The organism is Brevundimonas sp. (assembly GCF_016742135.1).
Taxonomy (GTDB): domain Bacteria; phylum Pseudomonadota; class Alphaproteobacteria; order Caulobacterales; family Caulobacteraceae; genus Brevundimonas.
In genome coordinates, this window is record NZ_JACVCG010000001.1 from 251871 (window position 1) to 273850 (window position 21980).

A 21980-nucleotide genomic window follows, 5' to 3' on the forward strand; every position below is an offset into this window, starting at 1 on the left:
CGTCACCCGACCATGGGGTAAGGCCGAATGCCAAGCCGTGCTCAGTCGGCCGAAGCCTGAGGGGCCTAACCCTCAACCACCCCCCTGATGTAGTCCTTGATCGCCTCGTCCGTGGCATTGGCGAAGAACAGGTCCTGGAACCGCTCACCGGCGACGGCGGCTTTCAGCAGGTCCTGATCTACAGTCTTCAGGACCGTCAGCATGTCGTGGCAGGTGACGGCCTTCAGGTCCTTCAGGATGCCACGGTTCCTGCGCATGATCTCGGCCCGCTCCTTGGGATAGCCCAGACCGCGTTCGCCCTCGAACAGCTTGCGATAGCAGTCCTGCAGGTTCAGCTCGGCCGCCCAGCCAAAGCCCTTGGCATAGGGCATGGCGATGGCGTTGCCGTCATTGATCTGGCCGAACAGGAAGGCGTCGGTGGGGTCGATGATCAGGCCACAGAACACGCCCGGCATGGCATTGGCGGCCAGCATGGAGCCCGTGCCCGTGCCACACCCCGTGACCACGAAATCCGCCGCGCCGGAGTTCAGCAGCAGGCCGGTCAGCAGCCCGTTCATCACATAGGTCAGCGAGGCCTTATCCTCGGGCGTATACATGCCATAGTGGAACACCTCATGGCCCAACGGTTCAGCCACGGCGGTCAGGGCCGAGTGCACGATCTCGCTCTTGGCGGCCTGGCTGTTCTCGATGATCAGGGCGATTTTCATGGTATTCCTCAGGGTCGCGAGCGGGCAGGGCGAAAGGGGTATCCCGATGTCCGGATGTCATATTCGGGAAGGACGACGAAAGGGCAGCATCGCCCCTTCCTCGTTTGCATGGAACTATGACACCGGTTACCGGTATGTTCAATCTGAAGCCTTCAATCCGCCCCCTCATAACTCATTCCAAGGCCACCCCGCATGACCCCGTCATTTGATCTTTCCGGTCGCACCGCCCTTGTCACCGGGGCCAATACGGGCCTCGGCCAGGCCATCGCCGTGGGGCTGGCCGGGGCGGGGGCCGACATCGTCGCCGTGGGGCGCTCGGCGCCCACCGAGACAGCGGAAAAGGTCGCGGCCCTGGGCCGGGCCCTGCATGCCATCCCGGCGGACCTGTCGACCACGGCACCGCTCGCCGATGTGGTCGCCAGGGCCCGCGATGCGGTCGGTGACATCGACATTCTGGTCAACAATGCCGGCATCATCCGCCGCGCCGACAGCCTCGACTTCTCCGAGGATGACTGGGACGCCGTCATCGACACCAACCTCAAGACCGCCTTCTTCCTCAGCCAGGCCGTGGCCCGCACCTGGGTCGGGGCCGGCCGCGGCGGCAAGATCCTGAATATCTGTTCGATGCTGAGCTTTCAGGGGGGCATCCGCGTGCCCTCCTATACGGCCTCCAAGAGCGGACTTGCGGGCCTGACGCGGCTGCTGGCCTGCGAATGGGCGGCAAAGGGCATCAACGTCAACGGAATCGCGCCCGGCTATTTCGCCACCAACAACACCGAGGCCCTGCGCGCCGACGAACAGCGCAACCGCGACATCCTGGGCCGTATTCCCGCCGGTCGCTGGGGCGACCCGTCGGACCTCGCCGGGGCCGCCGTGTTTCTGGCCTCGGATGCCTCGGCCTATGTGCACGGCACCATCCTGACCGTCGACGGCGGCTGGATGGCGCGCTAGCAGCCGCTACTCCCCGCCGCCAGGGCGTTCAGCCAGTCTTCCAGAAGGGTGTATCCGTCTCCGTCCGGGTCGGTCGCCCCGTCGGCGGGGTTGGAGGGGTCCGAGCCATGCGCGACCTCCCAGTCGTCGGGCAGGCCGTCGCCGTCGCGATCGACCCAGGGCACGCCGGCCTCGATCTCACCCAGCCCGCCGACCTCTTCGGGGCTGTCGATGATCCGGCCCGTCCGGTCGCGGACGCCTGCGACGATCCGGGCATCCACTGCGTCGCGGGGCAGGGAGGCCCCCGCCGTCGCCAGGACCTGTTCCTGCCACAGCTGCGGATCCTCCGGCGGGGCACCGGCCCAGTCGGGCCGCGCCGTCAGTCGCGTGCCGGGGCCGCCGTCGTCCTTCACCAGGCTCCACGGATCAGGGGGCAGGGCGCCGTCCATGCGGTTGGCCTCGAACCACGCCGCGGCCAGCGGGTCGGAGTCCTCGAACGCCCAGTGCCCGGTCGTATCGGGCCCGGGCAAATAGGCATTGCCGATGAAGGCATAGGTCGAGACGCTGCGGGTATCGGCATTATACCCCGCCTGCTCCCCGCCCCAGTTGTAGAAGACATTGCCCCGGAACTCGAAATAGGGGCCCTCGGGATCGACCTCCGGCGGATTGTAGTTGCCCGGTCTGGGCATGCGGGCCCGGTGGCTGGCCCACAGATTGCCGATGAAGCTGATCCGCGCGCCGTATCCGCCCCGCACCAGCGAGCCATAGCCGTGATCCCCCTTGGCATGGGCCGAGGCGTTCAGCGATTCGGCGATCACCGAGTTCTGCACGGTCACATCATAGATGCCGCGTTCAGGCGGATCATATCGGCTGCCGACCGACAGGGTCTCATCCACCGACCAGGACGCCGAGACATGATCCAGAATGATGCGTCGACCGCGCGTGATCGAGATGGCGTCCTCCTCGACCGCCTGTTCCGTACCCAGCCGCGAGCGGATATGGCGCACGATCACATCGTCGGCCGAGACGATCAGGGGCTGACCGATCAGGGTGATTCCCCCGCCAGGCGCGGTCTGGCCCGCCACGGTCACGCGGCCCCGGCGAATGACCAGCGGGCTCTCCAGGCGGATGACGCCCCCGGTGTCGAAAACAATGGTCCGGGGGCCCTCGGACTCGACGGCGGCGCGCAGGCTGCCCGGGCCCGAATCGCCCGTATGTGTGACCCGCAGCACACGCCCGCCGCGTCCGCCGAGGGCATGGCGGCCCGCGCCCTCCGCCCCCGGAAAGGCCAGTACCGGGGTCGGCGTCTCCTGGGCGAAGGCCGAGTCTGCCGGGCCCACCGCGCCCGCAAGCGCCAGCAGGGCGGCGAGCGCTGCCCCGCACGATGAGGCGATAGCGGCCCATGACCTGCGCTGCGACTTGGGGCTTGCCATTTCGACGATCATCGGGTTACGCTGGCCATTGATACCGGTGTCATTCACTTTGCGCATCTAGTCATGACACCGGTGTCAAAGCAAGGTTCAGGATTGAACCTCAATAAAAGATCGACCGGGGCTAACCTCCGGCGTCCTGTATGTCCTTGGGAGGAGGCATATGTCACACGTTCAAAAATCGGGCGCGTCCCTGCGCCGTTATCTGTTCGCCGGTGGATCGGGGATGGCGCTCGCGCTGTGCCTGGGTGTCGGAGGTGTCGCCGCCCAGAACGCGGGTGAGCCCACGACCGAGGTCGATGAGATCATCGTCACCGGCTATCGCGGCAGCCTCGCCGCCGCCCTGGACATCAAGCGCAACGAGGCCGGAATCGTCGATGTCATCCTGGCCGAGGACATCGCCGACTTCCCGGACACCAATCTGGCCGAGGCCATCCAGCGTATTCCGGGCGTCTCGATCGACCGCGATGCCGGCGAGGGCCGCCAGCTGACCGTTCGCGGCCTAAGCTCGGACTTCACCCGCACCCGCATCAACGGCATGGAGGCCCAGGCCACCACGGGCGGCACCGACTCCTCGGGCGGGGCGAACCGCGGGCGCGGCTTCGACTTCAACGTCTTCGCCTCCGAACTCTTCAACTCGATCAAGGTCCGCAAGACCGCGGCCGCCGAGACCGAGGAAGGCTCCCTGGGCGCCACCATCGATCTGCAGTCGGCCCGCCCGTTCGACTTCCGGGGCCCGCGCATGGCCTTCTCGGTCCAGGCCGGCTACAACGACCTGTCCGAAAACTGGAACCCGCGCGCGGCCTTCCTGGTCAGCAATACCTTCGGTGACCGCGACCAGTTCGGGGCCCTCTTGTCGGTGGCCTACAGCGAAAAGGACTCCTTCGAGGAAGGCTTCAGCTCGGTGCGCTGGGCCCCCGCCGTCGGCACCAACAGCTCGGGCGGTTTCTGTTCCCCGCTCGGCTTCACCCCGCAGAACCCGGGCAACAGCGGCGCCAATGGTTCAAACGCGGCCAACTGCGCCACCGGCCTGCCGCGTCCGGCCAATACACCGGCCAATGTCACCGCCTATCAGACCGCCAACCAGGCCAATGTCTTCATTCCCCGCCTGCCCCGCTACGGTCGCCTGACCCACCATCAGGAGCGTCTGGGCCTGACCGGCGCGCTGCAGTGGCGTCCGGCGGACTCCACGACCATCAGCCTGGACGTGCTGTACTCCCAGCTCGACTCGACCCGGAAGGAAGACTTCCTCCAGGCCATGTCCTTCAGCCGCAATGCCGCGGCCGGTGGCCAGACCCAGGTGATCGTCCGCGACGCGGTCGTCGAGAACAACACCCTGGTCTATGGTCTGTTCGACAACGTCGATGTCCGCTCCGAGTCCCGCTACGACCAGCTGGAGACCCAATTCCTGCAGGTCGGGCTCACCGTCGAGCATGACTTCTCGGACAATGTCCGGGGTCGGTTCTTCGCGGGCCGGGCCGAGTCCAACTACGAAAACCCCTATCAGACGACCGTTACCCTCGATCGTCAGAATACCGCCGGCTATTCGTTTGATTTCCGGGGCAATCCCAATACGCCGCTGATCAACTACGGATTTGACGTGGCGAATCCGGCGGCCTGGGGCTGGCTGCCGATCGGCTCCAGCGTTCCGCGCTCCGAAATCCGCATCCGGCCCCAGGGCGTGGACACCATCTTCGAGTCCCTGCAGGCGGATCTGGAGTTCGACGTCACCCCGTTCGTGACCCTGCGCACCGGCGTCAACTGGAAGACCTTCTCGTCGGAATCCTACGAGTTCCGCCGCACGGACGAGACGGTCGTTCCGGCCCTGCCGGGCGGCGTCACCATGGCGGACATCACCATCCTGCTGACCGGCTTCGGCAATGGTTTCGCTCCGAACGGCTCGCCGACCAGCTGGGTCATCCCTGACCTGAATGCCCTGGCCGACCTGTTCAACATCTACTGCAACTGCAATACCGGCCTGCCCGGCGGGGACTTTACCCTCGGCAGCATCACGGTCGGCAACGCCCGGGGCGGCAACCGCTTCCTCGAGGAAGAAGACTTCGCCATCTACGCCCAGGCGGACTTCAATGCCGATGTCTTCGGGCGTCCGTTCCGCGGCAATGTCGGCCTCCGCCACGTGTGGACCAGCCTCTATGCCGAGGGCTACAGCTCTACGGGCGGCGGCACCCTGGTGTTCGACACCCATGAGTATCAGGACAGCCTGCCGTCGCTGAACCTGACCTATGAGCCGATCGACGATGTCCTGGTGCGCTTCGGTGCCGCCAAGGTCATGGCCCGGCCCCAGATCAACAACTCCATGTCCGGGGCCAACTATCTGGTGCCGACCACGTCGCTGAACGCCACGGGTCCGAACTATACCGCCACCATCGGCAATGTGGAGCTGGAGCCCTTCCGCGCCACCTCCTACGACTTCGCCGTCGAGTGGTACTTCGCGCCGGAAAGCCTGATCTCCTTCGCCTACTTCTACAAGGACATCGACACCTACATCCAGGTGATCCGTCAGGACCTGCCGTATTCGGCCCTGACCGCCCTCAACCCGTCGGCGTTCGACCCCAGCTTCTGCTTCGGCACCTGCTCGTCCAGCACCATCTTCCAGCTGACCAGCGCGGTGAATACGGATGGCGGACCGCTCAAGGGGTATGAGATCAGCTTCCAGACGCCGTTCAGCTTCCTGCCGGGGCCGTTCTCGAACCTCGGGATCCAGCTGAACTACACGAAGGTCGAGTCCGAGATCGATTACTGCACCAATGCCCTGTGCACGACCTTCGTGACCGACGACCTCGCGCAGCTGTCGCCCACGGCCTACAACGGCACCCTCTACTATGAGGACAGCCGCTTCTCGGCCCGGGTCTCGGCCTCCTACCGGGATGCCTATCTGCAGAACGTCCCGGGCCGCAACGGCAACGCCCTGGAAGGCAAGCAGGACACGCTGAACATCGACTTCTCGTCGTCGTTCAGGCTGAATGACAATGTCCGGCTGACCTTCGAAGGTATCAACTTGACCGACGAGGAAAACCACCAGTGGGTCGGCGACGAGGACCGCCAGTCGACCTCCGTCTATCATCACACGGGACGGCAGTTCTTCATCGGGGCCCGCTACACCTTCTGACGAAGACCTGATCCCCAACCGAACGTCCGCTCCTGGACGCGACTTCCAAGGCCGCCGGTTCATCCCGGCGGCCTCTTCTTTTGTCAGTTCTGCAGGTCTACCGGGGCCCAGCCACCCGCCAGCGCCTTGAACAGCTGGATCTGCAGGTCCGCCACCTCGGCCTCGGCCTGGGCCAGGGCGGCGTCGGTCTGGGCCAGGGTGCGCTCGGCGTCCAGTACGCTGAGGAAGCTGTCGGCCCCGGCGTCGAACCGGGCCCGGGCCAGCCGCGCCGCCTCGGCCGCCGCATCGCGCGAGGTCATAAGGGCCTGCCGACGATCCAGCGCATGGCCATAGGCCGACAGCGCCGTCTCGGTCTCCTGCAGGGCGACCAGCACCGCCTGGTCGAACCGCGCCAGCGCCGCCTGGGCCAGGCCGCCCGCCGCCTCGATCCGCGACCGGGCCACCGCCACATTGGGAAAGGACCAGCTGATCAACGGGCCGACGCTGAAGCGCAACGCGCCATCGTCACCCAGTTCGCCCAGGTCCAGCGCCGTCGCCCCAACCGACCCGCCCAGACGGATGCTGGGATAGAGGCTCGCGGTCGCCACATCGACGCGGGCTGTGGCGGCGGCCAGATTGCGCTCGGCCTGACGCACATCGGGGCGACGGGCCAGCAGGGCGGCCCCGTCCCCCACCGGGATGGGCTGGCTGAGAAGCGGCGGGGCGGCACAGTCCACGACCGCCTGTGACACCTCGCGCGGGGTCACCCCCGTCAGGGTCGCCAGCCGGAACACGGCAGCGTCCTTGCGGGCCCGCAGCGGCGGCAGGGCCGCCTGGCTCGAGGCGACGGCCGAACGCGCGCGGGCGACATCCAGTCCTGTGCCCGATCCCGCGCCCAGCAGCCGCTCGGTCAGCTCCAGCGTCCGCGACTGCAGGTCGATGGTCTGTTCGGCCACGGCGATCTGCACATTGGCGGAACAGATCTCGGTATAGGCCCGGGCGGTTTCGGCCGCGACGCTCACACGCACCACGTTCAGCGCCGCCTCGGCGGCATCAGCATCGGCGCGCGCGGCGGCGATGGTCGAGCCGACCCGGCCGAACAGGTCGACCTCATAGGCGACGTCCAGCCCGATGTCGTACGTCTCGGACTCGTCCAGCGGCTGACCGCCCGAGCCCGGTACTGTGGTCGCGGCGACCCGGCCATAGCTTCCGGCGCCGGTCACCGTCGTCGACGGCAGGCGCCCGGCCCGGGCTTCACCCAGCGACGCACGGACGACACGCAGATTGGCGACGGCGGCCTCCAGCTCCTTGTTGTTGCCCAGCGCCTGCAGCACCAGGGCATCCAGCATTGGATCGTCGTACAGCCGCCACCAGTCGTCGCGCGCAGGGGCGCTGACCGTGCCCTGACCCCTGTCGGCGATAAAGCCGCCGGCGGTCGCTTCGGGCAGGATCTGCGGGGTGCCGACCGGCGCGGTGGCGCAGGCCGAGACCGTCAGCCCCAGCGCCAGCGCCGAGGCCGCGACGCGTCCCTTCAGCAGGAAGGACAGGCGGATCATGCGATTTCTCCCTGGGCGGTCGCCGGGGTTTGGGGTTCAGGCGTGGCCCTGGTTCGGGCACCGGGCAGCCTTGACGCCACCCACCGCATGAAGACGTAAAAGGCCGGGGTGAAGATCAGGCCGAAGAAGGTCACCCCGATCATGCCGGACACCACCGCGGTTCCCAGCGACTGGCGCATCTCGGCCCCCGGACCCGTCGCCAGCATCAGCGGCAGCACGCCGAAGATGAAGGCGAACGAGGTCATCAGGATCGGACGCAGGCGGGTCCGCGCGGCGCGCACGGCGGCGTCCCAGCGATTCAGCCCCTCGTCCTCGGCCTGTTTGGCGAACTCCACGATCAGGATGGCGTTCTTGGCCGCCAGCGCGATCAGGACCACCAGCCCCACCTGAACCAGGATGTTGTTGTCCAGCCCCGCCAGATTGACCCCGACCATGGCGGCCAGAATGCACATCGGCACGATCAGCACGACCGCCAGCGGCAGGGTGAAGGCCTCATATTGCGCCGCCAGCACCAGGAAGACGAACACCACGGCCATGATGAACACCAGCGTGGCCCCGCCCGACGACTGCTTCTCCTGCAGCGCCAGCCCGGTCCATTCGTACGAGAAACCGGGCGGCAGGGTGGCTTCTGCCAGCGCCTCCATCCGTGCGATGGCCTCCCCCGACGACACGCCCGGGGCCGCCTGTCCCTGCAGCTCGGCGGCCGGGAACAGGTTGTAGCGCACGATCCGCGACGGGCCGGATTCCTCGCGCAGGGTGGCGATCGATCCGATGGGCACCATGGCGCCCGAGGTCGACCGGGTCTGCAGCGCGGCGATGTCGGCGATGTCGTCCCGGGCCGAGGGCTCCGCCTGTGCCGTCACCCGGAAGGTGCGGCCCAGATAGTTGAAGTCATTGACATAGGACGAGCCCAGATAGACCCCCAGCGTATTGAAGACGTCGCCGGGCTGGACCCCCATCATCAGCGCCCGGTCGCGATCGACGTCGGCGGCGATGCGGGGCGAGCCGGTGTTGTAGGTCGAGAAGACCTGATTGACGGCATCGGGGGCCTGTGCCGCAGCCCCCATCATGGCGAAGGTCGCGCCCTCCAGCGGCACATAGCCCGCGCCGGAGCGATCCTGCACCATCATCTGGAAGCCGTTGCCGTTGCCGAGGCCCTGTACGGCCGGCGGGGCGATGACAAAGATGTTGGCGTCCTGGATGCCCATGGTCGCGCCGGTGATGGCTCCGGCCAGCGCTGCCGCCGCCTGTTCGGCCGACTTGCGTTCCTCAAAGGCATCGAGACGCACAAAGATGGTCGCGGCATTGGACCCGAACGAGAAGCTCGTCCCGTCCAGCCCGGCGAAGGAGACGACGCCGTCCACGCCTTCGGTATCGCGGATAATCTGCGAGGCGCGGGCCATGACCTCCTGCGTCCGGTCCAGCGAGGCCCCGGGCGGCAGTTGCACCACTCCGATCAGAAAGCCCTGATCCTGCTCCGGGATAAAGCCGGACGGCGTGTTGAACAGGGTGAAGCCCGTACCCACCAGCAGCAAGGCATAGACGCTGAACACCAGAACCAGCTTGCGGATCAGTCGCGCCGTCAGCCGCCCGTAGCGGTCAGACAGCCAGTCAAAGCCCTCGTTGAACTTGCGGCCGGCAAAGCCGAGGTAGTGGAAGGCACTGCCCAGCACCCCGGGCTTGCGCGCATGGGCGTCGTGCGCCTGGTGCGGCTTCAGCAGCATGGCGGCCATGGCCGGCGACAGCGTCAGCGACACCAGCAGCGACACGACCGAGGCCGTGGTGATGACGATGGCGAACTCGCGATAGAAGATGCCGGGAATACCGGGCACGAACATGGTCGGCACGAACACCGAGACCAGCACCAGCCCGATCGAGATCAGGGCACCCGACACCTCCTGCATGGAGCGATAGGCCGCCTCCTTGGGCGCCAGACCCTCGCGGATATAGCGTTCGACATTCTCGACGACGACGATGGCGTCGTCGACCACGATGCCGACCGCCAGCACCAGGGCGAACAGGCTCAGCGAGTTGATTGAATAGCCCAGCATCAGCTGCACGGCGAAGGTCGCCACCAGCGCCACGGGGATGGCCACGATCGGGATGATCGCCGCCCGCCAGGTCTGCAGGAACACGACCACCACCAGCACCACCAGCAGGATGGCTTCCATCAGGGTGTGCTGCACCGCCTCGACCGAGGCGGCGACGAATTCCGTCGGATTATAGGGGATGGAGACGTCCATGCCGGCCGGCAGCTCGGCCCGGATGGCCTCGACCTCGGCCATGACCCGATCCGCCGTGCCCAGCGCATTGGCGCCCGGCTGCTGGATGATGGCCATGCCGACGCCGCGCTCGCCGTCGAAAAAGCCCCGGATGCCGTAATCCTGCGCCCCCAGCTCGACGCGGGCGACGTCGCGGATGCGGGTCACCCGGCCCTCGGCGTCGGTCTTGATGACGATGTTCGAGAATTGGTCGGGATCGGTCAGGCGGCCCTCGACCTGCACCGGCAGCTGGAAGGCCGCGGCATTGGTGTCGAACGGCGGCTGGCCGATGGCCCCGGCGGCGGCCTGGACGTTCTGGGCGCGCAGGGCGGCGACGATGTCCGGTCCGGTCAGGCCGCGCTGGGCGGCCTTGGCCGGGTCGATCCAGACCCGCATTGAATAGTTGCCGCCGCCGAAGATCTGGACGGCACCGACGCCCTCGATCCGCAGCAGCCGGTCGCGCAGCGTCGAGTTGGCATAGTTGCCGACATAGTCGTTATCCAGCGACTGGTCCGGGGACGTCAGCCCCAGGATCATCAGAAAGCCGCTCTCCTGCTTGTTCACCGTCACGCCAATCTGGCGCACCTGTTCGGGCAGGCGCGGCTCGGCCAGCGCCACCCGGTTCTGGACCAGTACCTGGGCGGCATCCAGGTCCGTGCCGGGATTGAAGGTGACGGTGATCGCCACCGTCCCGTCCGAGGTCGAGGACGACGAGATGTAGAGCATCCCCTCGACGCCGTTGACCTCCTGTTCGATCGGGGCGGCGACCGTCTCGGCCACCGTTTCGGCCGAGGCCCCCGGATAGGCGGTGTTGATGGTGATCGTCGGCGGGGCGATCTCCGGATACTGCGACAGCGGCAGCAACGGATAGGCGAAGGCGCCCATCAGGGTGATGAACACGGCGATCACGGTGGCGAAGATCGGCCGGTCGATGAAGAAGCGAGAGATGTTCATGGCTGGGCCGGGTCTTTCGCTTAGCGGCTCTGCGACAGGGCGCCCGCCGAGGTGGCGGTGGCGGCGGGCGGGGCGCGGGTCACCGGCGCCTGGCTATCGGTGGGGGTACGGGCGATCTCGACCGTCTTCGGCGTCACCGGCTGACCGGGACGGGCGCGCAGCTGGCCGTTGACGATCACCCGGTCGGTCGGCTCGATCCCCGAGCGGATGACGCGCAGGCCGTCGGACAGCGGTCCCAGTTCGACCGGACGGGCGACGACCGTATTGTCGGCATCGACCACATAGACGACGCGGCGGGCCTGATCTGTGGCGACGGCGGCGTCGGGCACCAGCAGAGCCTGATAGGGGGCGGCCCCCGCGACACGCGCCTGACCGAACAGGCCGGGCTTCAGGAAGCCGTCGCCGTTCTGCACCACGGCGCGCAGGCGGATGGTGCCCGAGGCGGGGTCCACCACATTGTCGGAAAAGTCGACCGTGCCGCTCCAGCGGAAGCCGGTCTCGTCCTGCAGGCGGATGCGGATCGGCGCCGAGGTGCCGTCGCGGGCATCGCGCTGATAGCGCAGCATCACCGATTCAGAGGCCTCGAATACGAAGTGAATGGGGCTGGAGGCGACGATGGTGGTCAGCACATCGGCGGCCGACGATCCCCCTCCGACCAGATTGCCGGCATCCACCCGGCGGTCCGAGACGCGGCCGGAGATGGGGGCGGTGACGCGGGTAAACTCCACGTCCAGTTCCCGTCCGCGCACGGCGGCCCGGGCCGCGGCGACGGCGGCCTCGGCGGTCTGGACGGCGGCGCGCTTCTGGTCGACCTCGGCGCGGGACACGGCCTGGATTTCCAGCAGGGATTCGACGCGGGCCAGCTCACTGCGCGCCAGGGCGACCTGGGCTTCCGCCTGGGCCGCCTGGGCCCGGGCCGAGGCCAGCGCCGCCTGGGCCGGACGCGGGTCCAGGGTGAACAGCAGCTGCCCCTTCCTCACATACTGTCCGTCGCGGAAATGGACCGCCTGGATGTAGCCGCCGACCCGGGCGCGCACGTCCACGCTCTGCGGTGCTTCGAACCGGCCGGTGAACTCGTCCCAGTCGACGACCTGATCGACCAGCGGCGTGGCCACCGACACCTCGGGCGCCGGGGGCGGGCTCTCCGCTTCGCTCGAGGCGGTGCAGCCGTACAGCAGGCTGGTGATCAGCACGGCCACGGTCATGATCTTGAAATGGCGCATCTGCGCAGTCTCCGGGGAGCCGGGCGGGCCGGCTGGATCAGATGGAAAGCGGCACGGCGCGAACGGGGAGGAAGCGCAGTGTCAACGACGGGTGACTTAATGGTGATATCGGTTTCGCTTGTCAACAGCTGATGACAAAGCCATATAGGTCGTGGGGACATTAACCGGAGATCCGATTGGCCTTCCCGACCTGCGGACCACGCCCACGCAATGCCGCCGCCACCCGCGCCTCGATCCTCGAGGCCGCGCAAAGTCGTTTCTCGCGCGAGAGTTACGATGACGTCGGCATGCGCGACATCGCGGGGGACGCGGGCGTCGACCCGGCCCTGATCGTGCGCTACTTCGGCTCGAAGGAGGGCCTGTTCCGCGCGGCCCTGGATCACTGTCACGAGGGGTCGACCCTGCTCGAGGGGGATCGCGCCACCTTCGGCACCCGAATCGCCCACGAGATCGTCTACGGCACCAAGAGCCCCAAAAAGATGCAGGGCCTGCAGATCATCCTGCGCTCGGCCTCGTCGGCCAAGGCCATGGAGGTCATTCAGCAACAGTCGTGCGAGCAGTTCATGAACCCGCTCACCGCCTGGATCGGGGGCGATCACGGCGCCGTCAGCGCCCGCATGGCGGCGGCCCTGATGATGGGCATGACGGTCTCAAAGGAGATCACGGGCGGCCTTGCCCTCAGCGAGGCGGAATGTCGCTCCCTGGAACAACGACTGGCCCGCATCCTTCAGGATATCATCGACGGCGCTTGAGCCCGACGGCCCTGTCGGTATAAGGGCCGCACACCAGACCTTCCGACCGGATGATCCGCATGGCCACCCCCGAGACCGAAACCGCCCACGGTGACTATCAAAAGGGCACCCAGCCGATTCACGAGCAGCAGGCGACCTATGACCTGTTCATGAAGCTGTCGAAATGGGGCTCGCTGGTCCTGGCGGTGATCATCACCTTCTTCGTGCTGTGGCTGCAGCCGGGCGGCAGCATCGTCTTCGGCTTCTTCGCCGCCGTGGCCCTGGCCGTGATCGGCTACTTCGCGCTCAAGTCAAAGCCCGCGAAGCACTGACCCGGAAGCATTGAGAGGGGGCCGTTTTCGCGGCCCTTCCACACAAAACCAGCGCTTTACCGTGGGGGACCTGACGGCCTAGGCTGTCGCATAACAGTCCACCCCACGGAGGGATTCGCTTGGCCGTCACTATCGCCGTGACCCGCGAACGCCGAGATGGCGAGACGCGCACTGCCCTGACCCCTGACACGGTCAAGAAGCTGGTCGGCATGGGCGCCGCCGTGGTCGTCGAGACCGGCAGCGGTCTGGGCTCCTCAATTCCCGATACGGCCTATGCCGAGGCCGGGGCGACGGTCGCCCGTGATCTGAAAACCGCGCTGGCGGGTGCCGACATCCTGATGAAAGTGCGCGGCCCGACCGCTTCCGAGATCAGCGCGCTTCGGCCCGGCGCGGTGGTGGTCGCCCTGCTGGATGCCTGGCGCGAGAAGGAAACCGTCACGGCCCTCGCCGGCGCGGGCGTCACATCCTTCGCCATGGAGTTCGTGCCCCGCATCACCCGGGCCCAGGTCATGGACGCCCTGTCGTCCCAGGCCAACCTCGCCGGCTACCGCGCGGTCATCGAGGCGGCGGCTGCCTATGGTCGTGGCTTTCCCATGATGATGACGGCGGCGGGCACGGTGGCTGCGGCCAAGGTGTTCGTCATGGGCGCGGGCGTCGCGGGGCTGCAGGCCATCGCCACCGCCCGGCGTCTGGGCGCCGTCGTCACCGCTACCGACGTCCGCCCCGCCGCCAAGGAACAGGTCGAGTCGCTCGGCGCCAAATTCGTCGCCGTCGAGGACGAGGAGTTCAAGGCCGCCGAGACCTCGGGCGGCTATGCCAAGGCGATGTCTGATGAGTATCAGGCCAAACAGGCCGCCCTGACTGCCAGCCACATCGTCAAACAGGATGTGGTCATCACCACCGCCCTGATCCCGGGCCGTCCGGCCCCGCGTCTGGTCACCGCCGCCCACGTCGCCTCGATGAAGCCGGGCTCGGTCATCGTCGACCTGGCCGTCGACAACGGCGGCAATGTCGAGGGCATCAAGGCGGGCGAACTCGCCACCACCGCAAACGGCGTCACCCTGGTCGGCTGGACCAATATGGCGGGCCGCATCGCGTCGGACGCCTCCAGCCTCTACGCCCGCAACCTCGTCGCCTTCGTCGCCCTGATGCTCAAGGACGGCACCCTCGCCGTCGACCTCGACGACGAAATCCTCAAGGCCGCCGCCGTGACCCACGGCGGGGCCATTGTCCATGAAGGAGTGAAGGGCTGATGGAACACGTCGACCCCACCGTCTTTCGTCTGGCCATCTTCGTGCTGGCCATCTTCGTCGGCTATTATGTGGTCTGGAGCGTCACGCCCGCCCTGCACACACCGCTGATGGCGGTGACCAATGCTATCTCCAGCGTCATCATCGTCGGCGGCCTGATTGCAGCCGCCGCCGTGTCCGAGGCCTCGGGCCTGAACGGCTGGATCGCCAAGGGGGCCGGGGTCGCCGCCGTGACCCTTGCCAGCGTCAACATCTTCGGCGGCTTCATGGTCACCCGCCGCATGCTGGCCATGTACCGCAAGAAGGAACGCCCCGCCGCCGCTCCGAAACCGGCCGCCTGACGCATGATGCAGCCCGACCCCGTCCGCATTGCCGAAGTCGGCGCCTGGATCGCCACCGGGCTGGGCGCGGGCATGTGGATCTGGATGTTCGTCAAGGAACGCGACCCGATCCGCCGCGTGCGCCTGAATGACTGCGGCGTGGTGCTGATATTTTCCGCAATCCTGACGCGGGTGGTCATCGACGGCAGTCCGCTGGACCCGATCGACTGGGCCCTGCTGATCCTCAGCCCCCTGTTCATCGCCGCCGCCCTGTGGCGCCTCGCCCGCACCCAGGGGATGGGGCGGTGACCGGCCCCGGCGTTCAGGAGGGAGCGGCGGCCTTCGAGGGTGCGCCCCTTCTGGATCAGGTGCTTGCTGTGCTGCGCGATTATCAGGCTGCGGCCCATGCGGCGGGGGCCGAATTTGTGGGCGTCGTCGGCTCGGTCGCGCGCGGCGAGGCAACCGCCGAAAGCGATGTCGATGTGGTCTTCGACGTAGTAGGTCAGCTGGACTATTGGCGGCTCGGCGGCCTTCAGCAGGATTTGCAGGACGCGGTCGGCCGCAAGGTCGATCTTGTGGACCGCGCGATGATGGTTCCTGAGCGATGGGCCTGGATGTCCCGGGACCTGGTATCGCTGTGATGAACCCCGCAGTCCGTTTCCTGCTTGAAGATATCGTCGCTTACGGCAGCGAGGCGCTCGATTTTGTCGGCGAACGCGACGCCGAGGCCATTCTCGCGGACCGCCTTCGCGAGCATGCGGTGTTGCGAACGGTCCAGATTGTAGGTGAGGCGGCCGCCCAGGTCCTGAAGATACAACCTGAAAGGATCGCGGCTCTCGAACTGCGAGATGCTGCCGGCTTCAGAAATGTCCTTGTTCATGGCTACGCAAAGGTCCGCATGGAGCGCGTGGTCGACATTGTTCGGCGATCGCTACCGCCACTGATCGCGGGTGCTCGCACCGTTCTGGGGGAAGAAATCGAATGACCGCATCCCTTGCCGCCTTGGCCTATCTGGTCTCCGGTGTCCTGTTCATCCTGTCCTTGCGCGGTCTCTCCAGTCCCGAGACCAGCCGGCGGGGCAACACCTTCGGCATGGTCGGCATGGGCCTCGCCATCGCCGTGACCCTCGCGACGCTGGGCATCACCGGCGCGCTCGATCCGCTGACCCTCGGCCTGATCGCGGGCGGGGTGATCGTCGGTGGCGGGGCAGGGGCCCTGATCGCCGCGCGGGTGCAGATGACCCAGATGCCCCAGCTGGTCGCCGCCTTCCACAGCCTGGTCGGGATGGCCGCCTGTCTGGTCGCCGTGGGTGCCGTCTATGCGCCGGTCTCGTTCGGCATCGCCACGCCCGACGGCGGCATCAAGATGCTGTCGATCATCGAGCTGGGCCTCGGCCTCGCCATCGGCGCCATCACCTTCACCGGCTCGGTGATCGCGTTCGCCAAGCTGAACGGCAATATGTCGGGCGCGCCGATCCTGCTGCCCGCCCGTCACCTGATCAACATAGGACTGGCGCTGGGGCTGGTGTTCCTGATCGGCATACTGATCGGCACCGGCGGCACGGCCACCTGGGCCTTCTGGGGTGTCTTCCTGATCGCCCTGATCCTTGGCGCCACCCTGATCATCCCCATCGGCGGGGCCGACATGCCGGTCGTGGTGTCGATGCTCAACAGCTATTCCGGCTGGGCCGCGGCCGCCCTCGGTTTCACGCTCGAGAACATCGCCCTGATCATCACCGGGGCTCTGGTCGGCAGCTCCGGCGCCATCCTCAGCTACATCATGTGCAAGGGCATGAACCGCAGCTTCATCTCGGTCATCCTGGGCGGCTTTGGCGGCGACAGCGGCCCGGCGGGCACAGGCGTCGCCGAGACACGCCCCGTCAAACAGGGCTCGGCCGAGGACGCCGCCTTCATCATGAAGAATGCGTCGAAGGTCATCATCGTCCCCGGCTATGGCATGGCCGTCGCCCAGGCTCAGCACGCCCTTCGCGAAATGGCCGACAAGCTCAAGGAGGAAGGCGTCGAGGTGAAATACGCCATCCACCCCGTCGCCGGTCGCATGCCCGGCCACATGAACGTCCTCCTGGCCGAGGCCAATGTGCCGTACGATGAGGTCTTCGAGCTGGAGGACATCAACGCCGAGTTCGCCTCCTGCGACGTCGCCTTCGTCATCGGCGCCAACGACGTCACCAACCCCGCAGCCAAGACTGACCCCCAGTCGCCCATCTACGGCATGCCCATCCTCGACGTCGAAAAGGCCGGCACCGTCCTGTTCATCAAGCGCGGCATGGCGGCCGGCTATGCGGGCGTCGAGAACGAACTCTTCTTCCGCGACAACACCATGATGCTGTTCGCCGACGCCAAGAAGATGGTCGAAGGGATCGTGAAGGGGCTGTGAGGGTGCCGAACCCACTGCGCACATGGGCGGTCGGATTGCTGGCGCTGCTGACGGCGGGGTGTTCGGAAAGCCGTCATGTCCGGATCACGGGCGATCTCGACCGGCCGACCGTTTCAGTGCGCCGCACGGATGCGGGCGGGGCCGTGCGGGCCTGCGTCGACTGGATTGCCGTGTTCGACAGTGCGCGGGGGAACGGTCTGGACGGCGCGGTATGGCGGGTGCGCAGTGCCGATGGTCGATGTGTCGATCTGGAGTCGATCACCTATGGTCAGACTCCGGATGGCTTCGTGGTCGATACACCGCCCCAGACGCTTCGCGCAGACGTGATCTATGAAGCGGGCGGCCACGGGTGGACCGGCGGCTTTGCCTCAGTGCCTTGGTACGGCGGCGGGAGGTACATTTTCACGGATGGCACCTGGCAACCGGCGGCGGGTTCGTCCCGGCCCTGAGGATGCCGCTCCTCACCGACACCTACGTCCGCTTTGTCTGCTTTGAGACGGTCGAGCGACAGCGCAACCGGCTGGGCGTGTTTCAGGCGCTGGAGATCGCCGAGCAGAGCGAAGTTGCCGAGGACTGGGCGCTTAAGGAGTTGGCCGCTCTTGATCGCTGGTTCACCACTCACTTGGCGCGCCCCGAAAAATTCGCCTCGGGACGCGCGCGCCTTCATGGTGGCGAGTACGTTGTGGAGGGTCAGACCGGCCTCTCCTGGTTCAAGCCCGGGGCCACCGAACACATTCGCCGCATGCACCGGCTCAAGGCCGCGCTGGAGGCCTGCGGCATCCACGTCGACATCCTGACCACCCGCGACCCCGGCCGCATCATCTGGCAGGATGACCACCAGATCGTCGCCGAGCCCGGCCACCGCAGGTTCTGAACCATGACCCCCGCCGACATCATCGCCCTGCTGGACCTCGCCCCGCACCCCGAGGGCGGGCATTACCGCGAGACCTTTCGCGATCCGCGCATGGTCGACGGGCGCTCGGTCGGCACGGCCATCTACTTCCTGCTGACGGCGGGCGAGCGGTCGAAATGGCACCGCGTCGACGCCACCGAGATCTGGCACCACTATGTCGGTGCCCCGCTGGCGCTCGACATCGACGGTATCGGCCGCCTGATCCTCGGCCCGGATATCGGGGCGGGCCAGCAGCCCCAGATCATCGTCCCGACCGGCAAATGGCAGGCCGCCGAAAGCCTCGGCGACTGGTCCCTCGTCGGCTGCACCGTCGCCCCGGGATTCGAGTTTGCCGGATTCGAAATGGCGGAGGATGATGCGCCGCAGGGGAGGGCCTGACCCATGTCCGAGCTGAAGACGCTGCCGAACGATGCTTCGGTCGAGGAATTCCTCGCCGCCGTGCCCCATGCGGGCCGGCGCGCGGACAGTATCGAGTTGGACGCCCTGCTGCGCGCGCGCACCGGCTGCGACCCGGTCATGTGGGGCCCGTCGATCGTCGGTTATGACCGCTATACCTATGTCAACACGACCAAAAAGCCCGCCGACTGGCCGATCATCGGCTTTTCGCCGAGGAAGGCGAACCTCACGCTCTACATCATGCCGGGCTTTGCCGAGCGGCCCGATCTGATGGAGGGGCTGGGCAAGTGCAAGACGAGCGTCTCCTGCCTCTATCTCAACCGGCTGGCCGATGTGGACCGCGAAAAGCTGACCGCCCTGATCGACTGGTCCATCAAGACGATGCGCGAACGTTACGGCGTGTCCCAGAGCCTGATCGGTTGAGGTGGAATCGCTTCGCGATTCCGCCGAAGCCGTGAATCAGGCTCTCGAATAACACTGGACCGAAATCTGAGCCCAGTCAGACATGCGTCCAACTGAACCGATTTCGGTCTAGTCCACACCCGGCCCGTAATAGGTGTCGAAGAACGGCTTCATGTGCGTCTCATACCGCTTCCACGCAGCTTTCGATGAGGCGTAGAGCGGCTGGCGCACCTGGGCGAAGCTGGCGGTGGTCACGGCCCGGTCGGTGGCGTGGAAGTCGCGCACCTGATCTTCCCAGTCCAGTCCGGCATGATCCAGAATCCGCCGCATCCAGGTGTCGGGATCATCGACCAACTGCTCATAGGGCACGGTCAGCAGGGTCTCGGGCGGCAGCACCTTCGTCCAGTGCTCATGCAGCCGGTCCTCGCCCTTGAAGTGCCGGGCGATGTCGGTCAGCGACCGGGTCCAGTCGGCCCCCTTGACGAACCGGGTACGAAAGCATGACCAGGCGATCCCCGCCGGATGGCGCCTCAGCCAGATGAATTTCGCATTCGGCAGGCACTGGTGGATCAGGCCCAGAAACCGCGTCTGGTTGAGCGTCTTGTCGATCACCCGGCCGTAGGGGCCGAAGCGCTCGTCCATCAGGTGCAGATAGGCCCGGCCGATCCGCGTGGCCAAAGTCTCTCCGCCCGGCTGGGCAAAGGCGGCACGCACGGCGTCGGGCGTATAACCCTGCACCGACATGGCCGCATGGCGGAACAGATTGACCTCGGCCCCGTCATGGACCGCCGAATGGCTGACCAGAATCTGCTCGACCAGGGTCGTGCCCGAACGCGGCAGGCCCAGGATGAAGATCGGCCGGTCGCTGTCGACCTCGCTCTTCGGCAGGCTGTCGATGAAGGCGCGATCATAGCCCTTGACCACCTGATCCACGAACAGGTCGGATTGGTCGGCGTTGAAGGTGCTGTCCGGCATCTGCAGGCGCCCGGCCTCGGCAAAGGCGGCGAACGCCTTGTCCGTCTGGCCGGTGTCGTCATACGCCTTGCCCAGCGCATACAGCAGCACCACCCGGTTCAGGCGGCGCTCCGGCGCATGGCCGATGCGAACGGCCAGGGCCTCCATCGCCGGAATGTCGGGATCGTCCGCCGTGAACTTCTTGATGCCGGCCAGCACCGCCCAGGCGTTCTCGGCCCCCAGCGCCACGGTCGGCAGGTCGAGGATCCGCCGCAGATTGGCAATCGCCGCGTCATTGTCCCCGAACTGCACCTGACAGGTGGCCAGAAAATGCAGCGCCGCCGGATCATTGGGCCGTTCGCGCACCAGCGCCTGGGCCTCGCGCAGGGCCTCTTCCGAGCGTCCGTTCTGGCTCAGCAGATTGGCATAGGCCTGCCGCGACTCCGCCGTCGGCGCCGCAGCGATGTTCCGCCGCGCGGCGGCCAGCGCGATCGACACCTCGCCCATGGTCGCCGCCAGTCGCGAGACCGACGCCCATTTCGTGCCGATCGGCGGATCGGCCTTGATCGCCCGGGCCAGCTTGTCGGCCGTGGTGTCGCGGTCGCGGGCCTTAAAGGCCTCCACCGCCTCATTGATCAGGCGCGCGCCGTCCTGGTGGGCCGTCGTCATACAGGTCTGTCCTCCGTAAGCCGACGAGGGCTAGCGGCCCCGGCCCCGGATCGCAAGCGCGCTCGCGGATCAGGCGGCCATGGCCGGGATCCAGCTGTCCTGATCGCTGATGCCGGGGGTCCAGCGCGCCTCGTCCCACAGCTGGTCCTCGACCGTATAGCCCGCGGTCGCCGACAGGTGGATCACATCGACCACCTGTTCCTCCAGCCGGTCCCAGATGACGGCCAGATCGCTGCAACCATCGGCGTCGCACGGCACGGTCAGATAGCGGTCGGCCAGGCGGGTCGGGCGAGGGGCGGGGGCGGTGTGGAACATGGGTCTGATCCTCGTTTGGCGGGGCCGGATCGCTCCGGCGCTTGATGACAAGGATAGAATGGCGCACACATACGTCAGAAACGGTCGTAGGCATCCGGAGCCCCCATGCGTCACGACAAGGCCGCGATGATTCTGGACCTGGCCCGCCGTCTGGCGGCCAGCTCCGAAGGCCTGTCGCTGGACGACATGGCCCGCGACCTCGCCGTCAGCCGCCGCACGGCCGAGCGCATGCGCGACGCCGTCCTGATGATGTTTCCGGCGGCCGAGGAGGTCTCCGATCCGCCGCACAAGCGCTGGCGCATCCGCGGTGGCCTGTCCGCCTTTGAACAGGCGCCGACCGCCGCCGAACTGGTCGAACTGGCCAAGGCCGCCTCGGCGCTCCGCCTGTCGGGCGAGCCATCCCGAGCCACTGCGCTGGAGTCGCTGGAGCGAAAGATCAAATCGGCCATGCGCTCGACCACCCTCAACCGTCTGGCCCCGGATCTCGAGGCCCTCGTCCGGGCCGAGACCATCGCCGTCCAGGCCGGCCCGCGCCCCACGGCGGACGAGGCCGAGCTGACCCCCATCCGTCACGCCGTCCTGGCCGAGCGTCCGCTGGGTTTTGTCTACAGCCGCCCCGGCGCCCCCTCGCGCCGGCGGATCGTCACCCCCTGCGGCCTGATGTTCGGCCGGGCCAACTATCTGGTCGCCGCCGACCGCGATAGCGGCCGCATCCAGACCTTCCGCCTCGACCGGATGAGCGCCATCACGGTGGAAGAGGGCACCGCCCGCCCGCCCGAAGGCTTTGACCTCCAGGCCTTCGCCTCCCGCTCCTTCGGCATCTATCAGGACGAGGTCGAGAACGTGGAATTGCTGATCACGCCCGAGGGCGCGGACGAGGCCCGGGCCTGGCGCTGGCACCCCACCCAGTCGCTCGAGGACCTGCCCGACGGCTCGGTGCGCGTGCGCTTTACCGCCTCGGGCATGCGCGAACTGGCCTGGCATTTGTTCACCTGGGGCCATCAGGTCCGCATCCTCGCCCCCGACCGCCTCAAGACCGCCATGGCCGAGGCGCTGGACGCGGCGAGGGGGGCGTTGAGCTAGGCTTTCCCATTGCAGACCCGGGCCCGGCCACTACTGTTGGATCAAGGA

22 protein-coding genes are annotated in these 21980 nt (G+C 67.2%); 15 read left to right on the forward strand and 7 right to left on the reverse strand.

The window, feature by feature from the left end; all coding sequences use genetic code 11:
• Window positions 1-65 precede the first annotated feature (65 nt).
• Window positions 66-707, reverse strand: a complete 642-nt coding sequence (locus tag IBJ06_RS01260; RefSeq protein WP_292156704.1) for an RpiB/LacA/LacB family sugar-phosphate isomerase — start codon at window positions 705-707, stop codon at window positions 66-68.
• Between the two features lie 192 nt (window positions 708-899).
• Here IBJ06_RS01260 and kduD point away from each other — a divergent pair, with 192 nt between their 5' ends.
• Window positions 900-1658 carry a 2-dehydro-3-deoxy-D-gluconate 5-dehydrogenase KduD gene (gene kduD / locus IBJ06_RS01265; RefSeq protein ID WP_292156705.1) on the forward strand — a complete coding sequence of 253 codons (759 nt, stop codon included), beginning with the start codon at window positions 900-902 and terminating at the stop codon, window positions 1656-1658.
• Here kduD and IBJ06_RS01270 read toward each other — a convergent pair.
• Window positions 1655-3118, reverse strand: a complete 1464-nt coding sequence (locus IBJ06_RS01270) for a pectate lyase (RefSeq protein ID WP_292156706.1) — start codon at window positions 3116-3118, stop codon at window positions 1655-1657. The genes kduD and IBJ06_RS01270 overlap by 4 nt on opposite strands.
• Window positions 3119-3230: 112 nt before the next feature.
• On the opposite strand from IBJ06_RS01270, the gene IBJ06_RS01275 reads away from it, so the two are divergent.
• Window positions 3231-6197, forward strand: a complete 2967-nt coding sequence (locus IBJ06_RS01275) for a TonB-dependent receptor (protein ID WP_292156707.1) — start codon at window positions 3231-3233, stop codon at window positions 6195-6197.
• A gap of 83 nt (window positions 6198-6280) precedes the next feature.
• On the opposite strand, the gene IBJ06_RS01280 is transcribed toward IBJ06_RS01275, so the two are convergent.
• The 3 genes from IBJ06_RS01280 to IBJ06_RS01290 are packed head-to-tail and all read right to left on the reverse strand — an operon-like array spanning window position 6281 to window position 12170.
• Window positions 6281-7732, reverse strand: coding sequence for a TolC family protein (locus IBJ06_RS01280; RefSeq protein ID WP_292156708.1), 1452 nt, complete (start codon window positions 7730-7732; stop codon window positions 6281-6283).
• Window positions 7729-10947 (reverse strand): multidrug efflux RND transporter permease subunit, encoded by a 3219-nt coding sequence (locus IBJ06_RS01285; protein ID WP_292156709.1) that lies wholly within the window; start codon window positions 10945-10947, stop codon window positions 7729-7731. Before IBJ06_RS01285 ends, IBJ06_RS01280 begins: the two co-directional genes overlap by 4 nt.
• A 20-nt stretch (window positions 10948-10967) precedes the next feature.
• Window positions 10968-12170 (reverse strand): efflux RND transporter periplasmic adaptor subunit, encoded by a 1203-nt coding sequence (locus tag IBJ06_RS01290; RefSeq protein ID WP_292156710.1) that lies wholly within the window; start codon window positions 12168-12170, stop codon window positions 10968-10970.
• 176 nt (window positions 12171-12346) lie between these two features.
• Here IBJ06_RS01290 and IBJ06_RS01295 point away from each other — a divergent pair, with 176 nt between their 5' ends.
• From IBJ06_RS01295 to IBJ06_RS01350, 12 genes are all read left to right on the forward strand, one after another.
• Window positions 12347-12922, forward strand: a complete 576-nt coding sequence (locus tag IBJ06_RS01295; RefSeq protein ID WP_292156711.1) for a TetR/AcrR family transcriptional regulator — start codon at window positions 12347-12349, stop codon at window positions 12920-12922.
• Between the two features lie 59 nt (window positions 12923-12981).
• Entirely contained in the window at window positions 12982-13233 is a 252-nt protein-coding gene (locus tag IBJ06_RS01300) for an aa3-type cytochrome c oxidase subunit IV (protein ID WP_292156712.1), read from the forward strand.
• A 119-nt stretch (window positions 13234-13352) separates the two neighbouring features.
• Window positions 13353-14486 carry a Re/Si-specific NAD(P)(+) transhydrogenase subunit alpha gene (locus tag IBJ06_RS01305; protein WP_292156713.1) on the forward strand — a complete coding sequence of 378 codons (1134 nt, stop codon included), beginning with the start codon at window positions 13353-13355 and terminating at the stop codon, window positions 14484-14486.
• Complete coding sequence (locus IBJ06_RS01310) at window positions 14486-14824, forward strand: NAD(P) transhydrogenase subunit alpha (RefSeq protein ID WP_292156714.1); 339 nt, start codon at window positions 14486-14488, stop codon at window positions 14822-14824. The genes IBJ06_RS01305 and IBJ06_RS01310 overlap by 1 nt, the downstream gene beginning before the upstream one ends.
• A 3-nt stretch (window positions 14825-14827) precedes the next feature.
• Window positions 14828-15112 carry a hypothetical protein gene (locus IBJ06_RS01315; RefSeq protein WP_292156715.1) on the forward strand — a complete coding sequence of 95 codons (285 nt, stop codon included), beginning with the start codon at window positions 14828-14830 and terminating at the stop codon, window positions 15110-15112.
• Entirely contained in the window at window positions 15109-15444 is a 336-nt protein-coding gene (locus IBJ06_RS01320) for a nucleotidyltransferase domain-containing protein (protein ID WP_292156716.1), read from the forward strand. The genes IBJ06_RS01315 and IBJ06_RS01320 overlap by 4 nt, the downstream gene beginning before the upstream one ends.
• Window positions 15444-15788: a HepT-like ribonuclease domain-containing protein gene (locus IBJ06_RS01325; protein ID WP_292156717.1), complete on the forward strand. Its 345-nt coding sequence runs from the start codon at window positions 15444-15446 to the stop codon at window positions 15786-15788. Before IBJ06_RS01320 ends, IBJ06_RS01325 begins: the two co-directional genes overlap by 1 nt.
• Window positions 15785-17200 carry an NAD(P)(+) transhydrogenase (Re/Si-specific) subunit beta gene (locus tag IBJ06_RS01330; protein ID WP_292156718.1) on the forward strand — a complete coding sequence of 472 codons (1416 nt, stop codon included), beginning with the start codon at window positions 15785-15787 and terminating at the stop codon, window positions 17198-17200. Before IBJ06_RS01325 ends, IBJ06_RS01330 begins: the two co-directional genes overlap by 4 nt.
• Before the next feature lie 2 nt (window positions 17201-17202).
• Window positions 17203-17649 carry a hypothetical protein gene (locus IBJ06_RS01335; protein WP_292156719.1) on the forward strand — a complete coding sequence of 149 codons (447 nt, stop codon included), beginning with the start codon at window positions 17203-17205 and terminating at the stop codon, window positions 17647-17649.
• Between the two features lie 2 nt (window positions 17650-17651).
• Window positions 17652-18074 carry a hypothetical protein gene (locus tag IBJ06_RS01340; protein WP_292156720.1) on the forward strand — a complete coding sequence of 141 codons (423 nt, stop codon included), beginning with the start codon at window positions 17652-17654 and terminating at the stop codon, window positions 18072-18074.
• A 3-nt stretch (window positions 18075-18077) separates the two neighbouring features.
• Complete coding sequence (locus tag IBJ06_RS01345; protein ID WP_292156721.1) at window positions 18078-18491, forward strand: cupin domain-containing protein; 414 nt, start codon at window positions 18078-18080, stop codon at window positions 18489-18491.
• 3 nt (window positions 18492-18494) lie between these two features.
• Window positions 18495-18932 carry a DUF1801 domain-containing protein gene (locus IBJ06_RS01350; protein ID WP_292156722.1) on the forward strand — a complete coding sequence of 146 codons (438 nt, stop codon included), beginning with the start codon at window positions 18495-18497 and terminating at the stop codon, window positions 18930-18932.
• Between the two features lie 108 nt (window positions 18933-19040).
• Here IBJ06_RS01350 and IBJ06_RS01355 read toward each other — a convergent pair whose 3' ends face one another.
• Together IBJ06_RS01355 and IBJ06_RS01360 are read right to left on the reverse strand one after the other, a co-directional pair.
• Window positions 19041-20534 carry a tetratricopeptide repeat-containing sulfotransferase family protein gene (locus tag IBJ06_RS01355; RefSeq protein ID WP_292156723.1) on the reverse strand — a complete coding sequence of 498 codons (1494 nt, stop codon included), beginning with the start codon at window positions 20532-20534 and terminating at the stop codon, window positions 19041-19043.
• A 69-nt stretch (window positions 20535-20603) separates the two neighbouring features.
• A complete protein-coding gene (locus IBJ06_RS01360) occupies window positions 20604-20849 on the reverse strand; it encodes a hypothetical protein (RefSeq protein WP_292156724.1) in 246 nt (81 codons plus the stop codon).
• 105 nt (window positions 20850-20954) lie between these two features.
• Between IBJ06_RS01360 and IBJ06_RS01365 the strand changes: the two genes are divergently transcribed.
• Window positions 20955-21932: a WYL domain-containing protein gene (locus tag IBJ06_RS01365; RefSeq protein WP_292156725.1), complete on the forward strand. Its 978-nt coding sequence runs from the start codon at window positions 20955-20957 to the stop codon at window positions 21930-21932.
• Window positions 21933-21980 lie beyond the last annotated feature (48 nt).

Coding starts and splice junctions, on each gene's coding strand:
- kduD (WP_292156705.1), top strand. CDS start 900: ATGACCCCGTCATTTGATCTTTCCGGTCGCACCGCCCTTGTCACCGGG.
- IBJ06_RS01345 (WP_292156721.1), top strand. CDS start 18,078: ATGACCCCCGCCGACATCATCGCCCTGCTGGACCTCGCCCCGCACCCC.
- IBJ06_RS01315 (WP_292156715.1), top strand. CDS start 14,828: ATGATGCAGCCCGACCCCGTCCGCATTGCCGAAGTCGGCGCCTGGATC.
- IBJ06_RS01340 (WP_292156720.1), top strand. CDS start 17,652: ATGCCGCTCCTCACCGACACCTACGTCCGCTTTGTCTGCTTTGAGACG.
- IBJ06_RS01360 (WP_292156724.1), bottom strand. CDS start 20,849: ATGTTCCACACCGCCCCCGCCCCTCGCCCGACCCGCCTGGCCGACCGC.
- IBJ06_RS01355 (WP_292156723.1), bottom strand. CDS start 20,534: ATGACGACGGCCCACCAGGACGGCGCGCGCCTGATCAATGAGGCGGTG.
- IBJ06_RS01280 (WP_292156708.1), bottom strand. CDS start 7,732: ATGATCCGCCTGTCCTTCCTGCTGAAGGGACGCGTCGCGGCCTCGGCG.
- IBJ06_RS01275 (WP_292156707.1), top strand. CDS start 3,231: ATGTCACACGTTCAAAAATCGGGCGCGTCCCTGCGCCGTTATCTGTTC.
- IBJ06_RS01350 (WP_292156722.1), top strand. CDS start 18,495: ATGTCCGAGCTGAAGACGCTGCCGAACGATGCTTCGGTCGAGGAATTC.
- IBJ06_RS01260 (WP_292156704.1), bottom strand. CDS start 707: ATGAAAATCGCCCTGATCATCGAGAACAGCCAGGCCGCCAAGAGCGAG.
- IBJ06_RS01330 (WP_292156718.1), top strand. CDS start 15,785: ATGACCGCATCCCTTGCCGCCTTGGCCTATCTGGTCTCCGGTGTCCTG.
- IBJ06_RS01290 (WP_292156710.1), bottom strand. CDS start 12,170: ATGCGCCATTTCAAGATCATGACCGTGGCCGTGCTGATCACCAGCCTG.
- IBJ06_RS01285 (WP_292156709.1), bottom strand. CDS start 10,947: ATGAACATCTCTCGCTTCTTCATCGACCGGCCGATCTTCGCCACCGTG.
- IBJ06_RS01310 (WP_292156714.1), top strand. CDS start 14,486: ATGGAACACGTCGACCCCACCGTCTTTCGTCTGGCCATCTTCGTGCTG.
- IBJ06_RS01300 (WP_292156712.1), top strand. CDS start 12,982: ATGGCCACCCCCGAGACCGAAACCGCCCACGGTGACTATCAAAAGGGC.
- IBJ06_RS01325 (WP_292156717.1), top strand. CDS start 15,444: ATGAACCCCGCAGTCCGTTTCCTGCTTGAAGATATCGTCGCTTACGGC.
- IBJ06_RS01365 (WP_292156725.1), top strand. CDS start 20,955: ATGCGTCACGACAAGGCCGCGATGATTCTGGACCTGGCCCGCCGTCTG.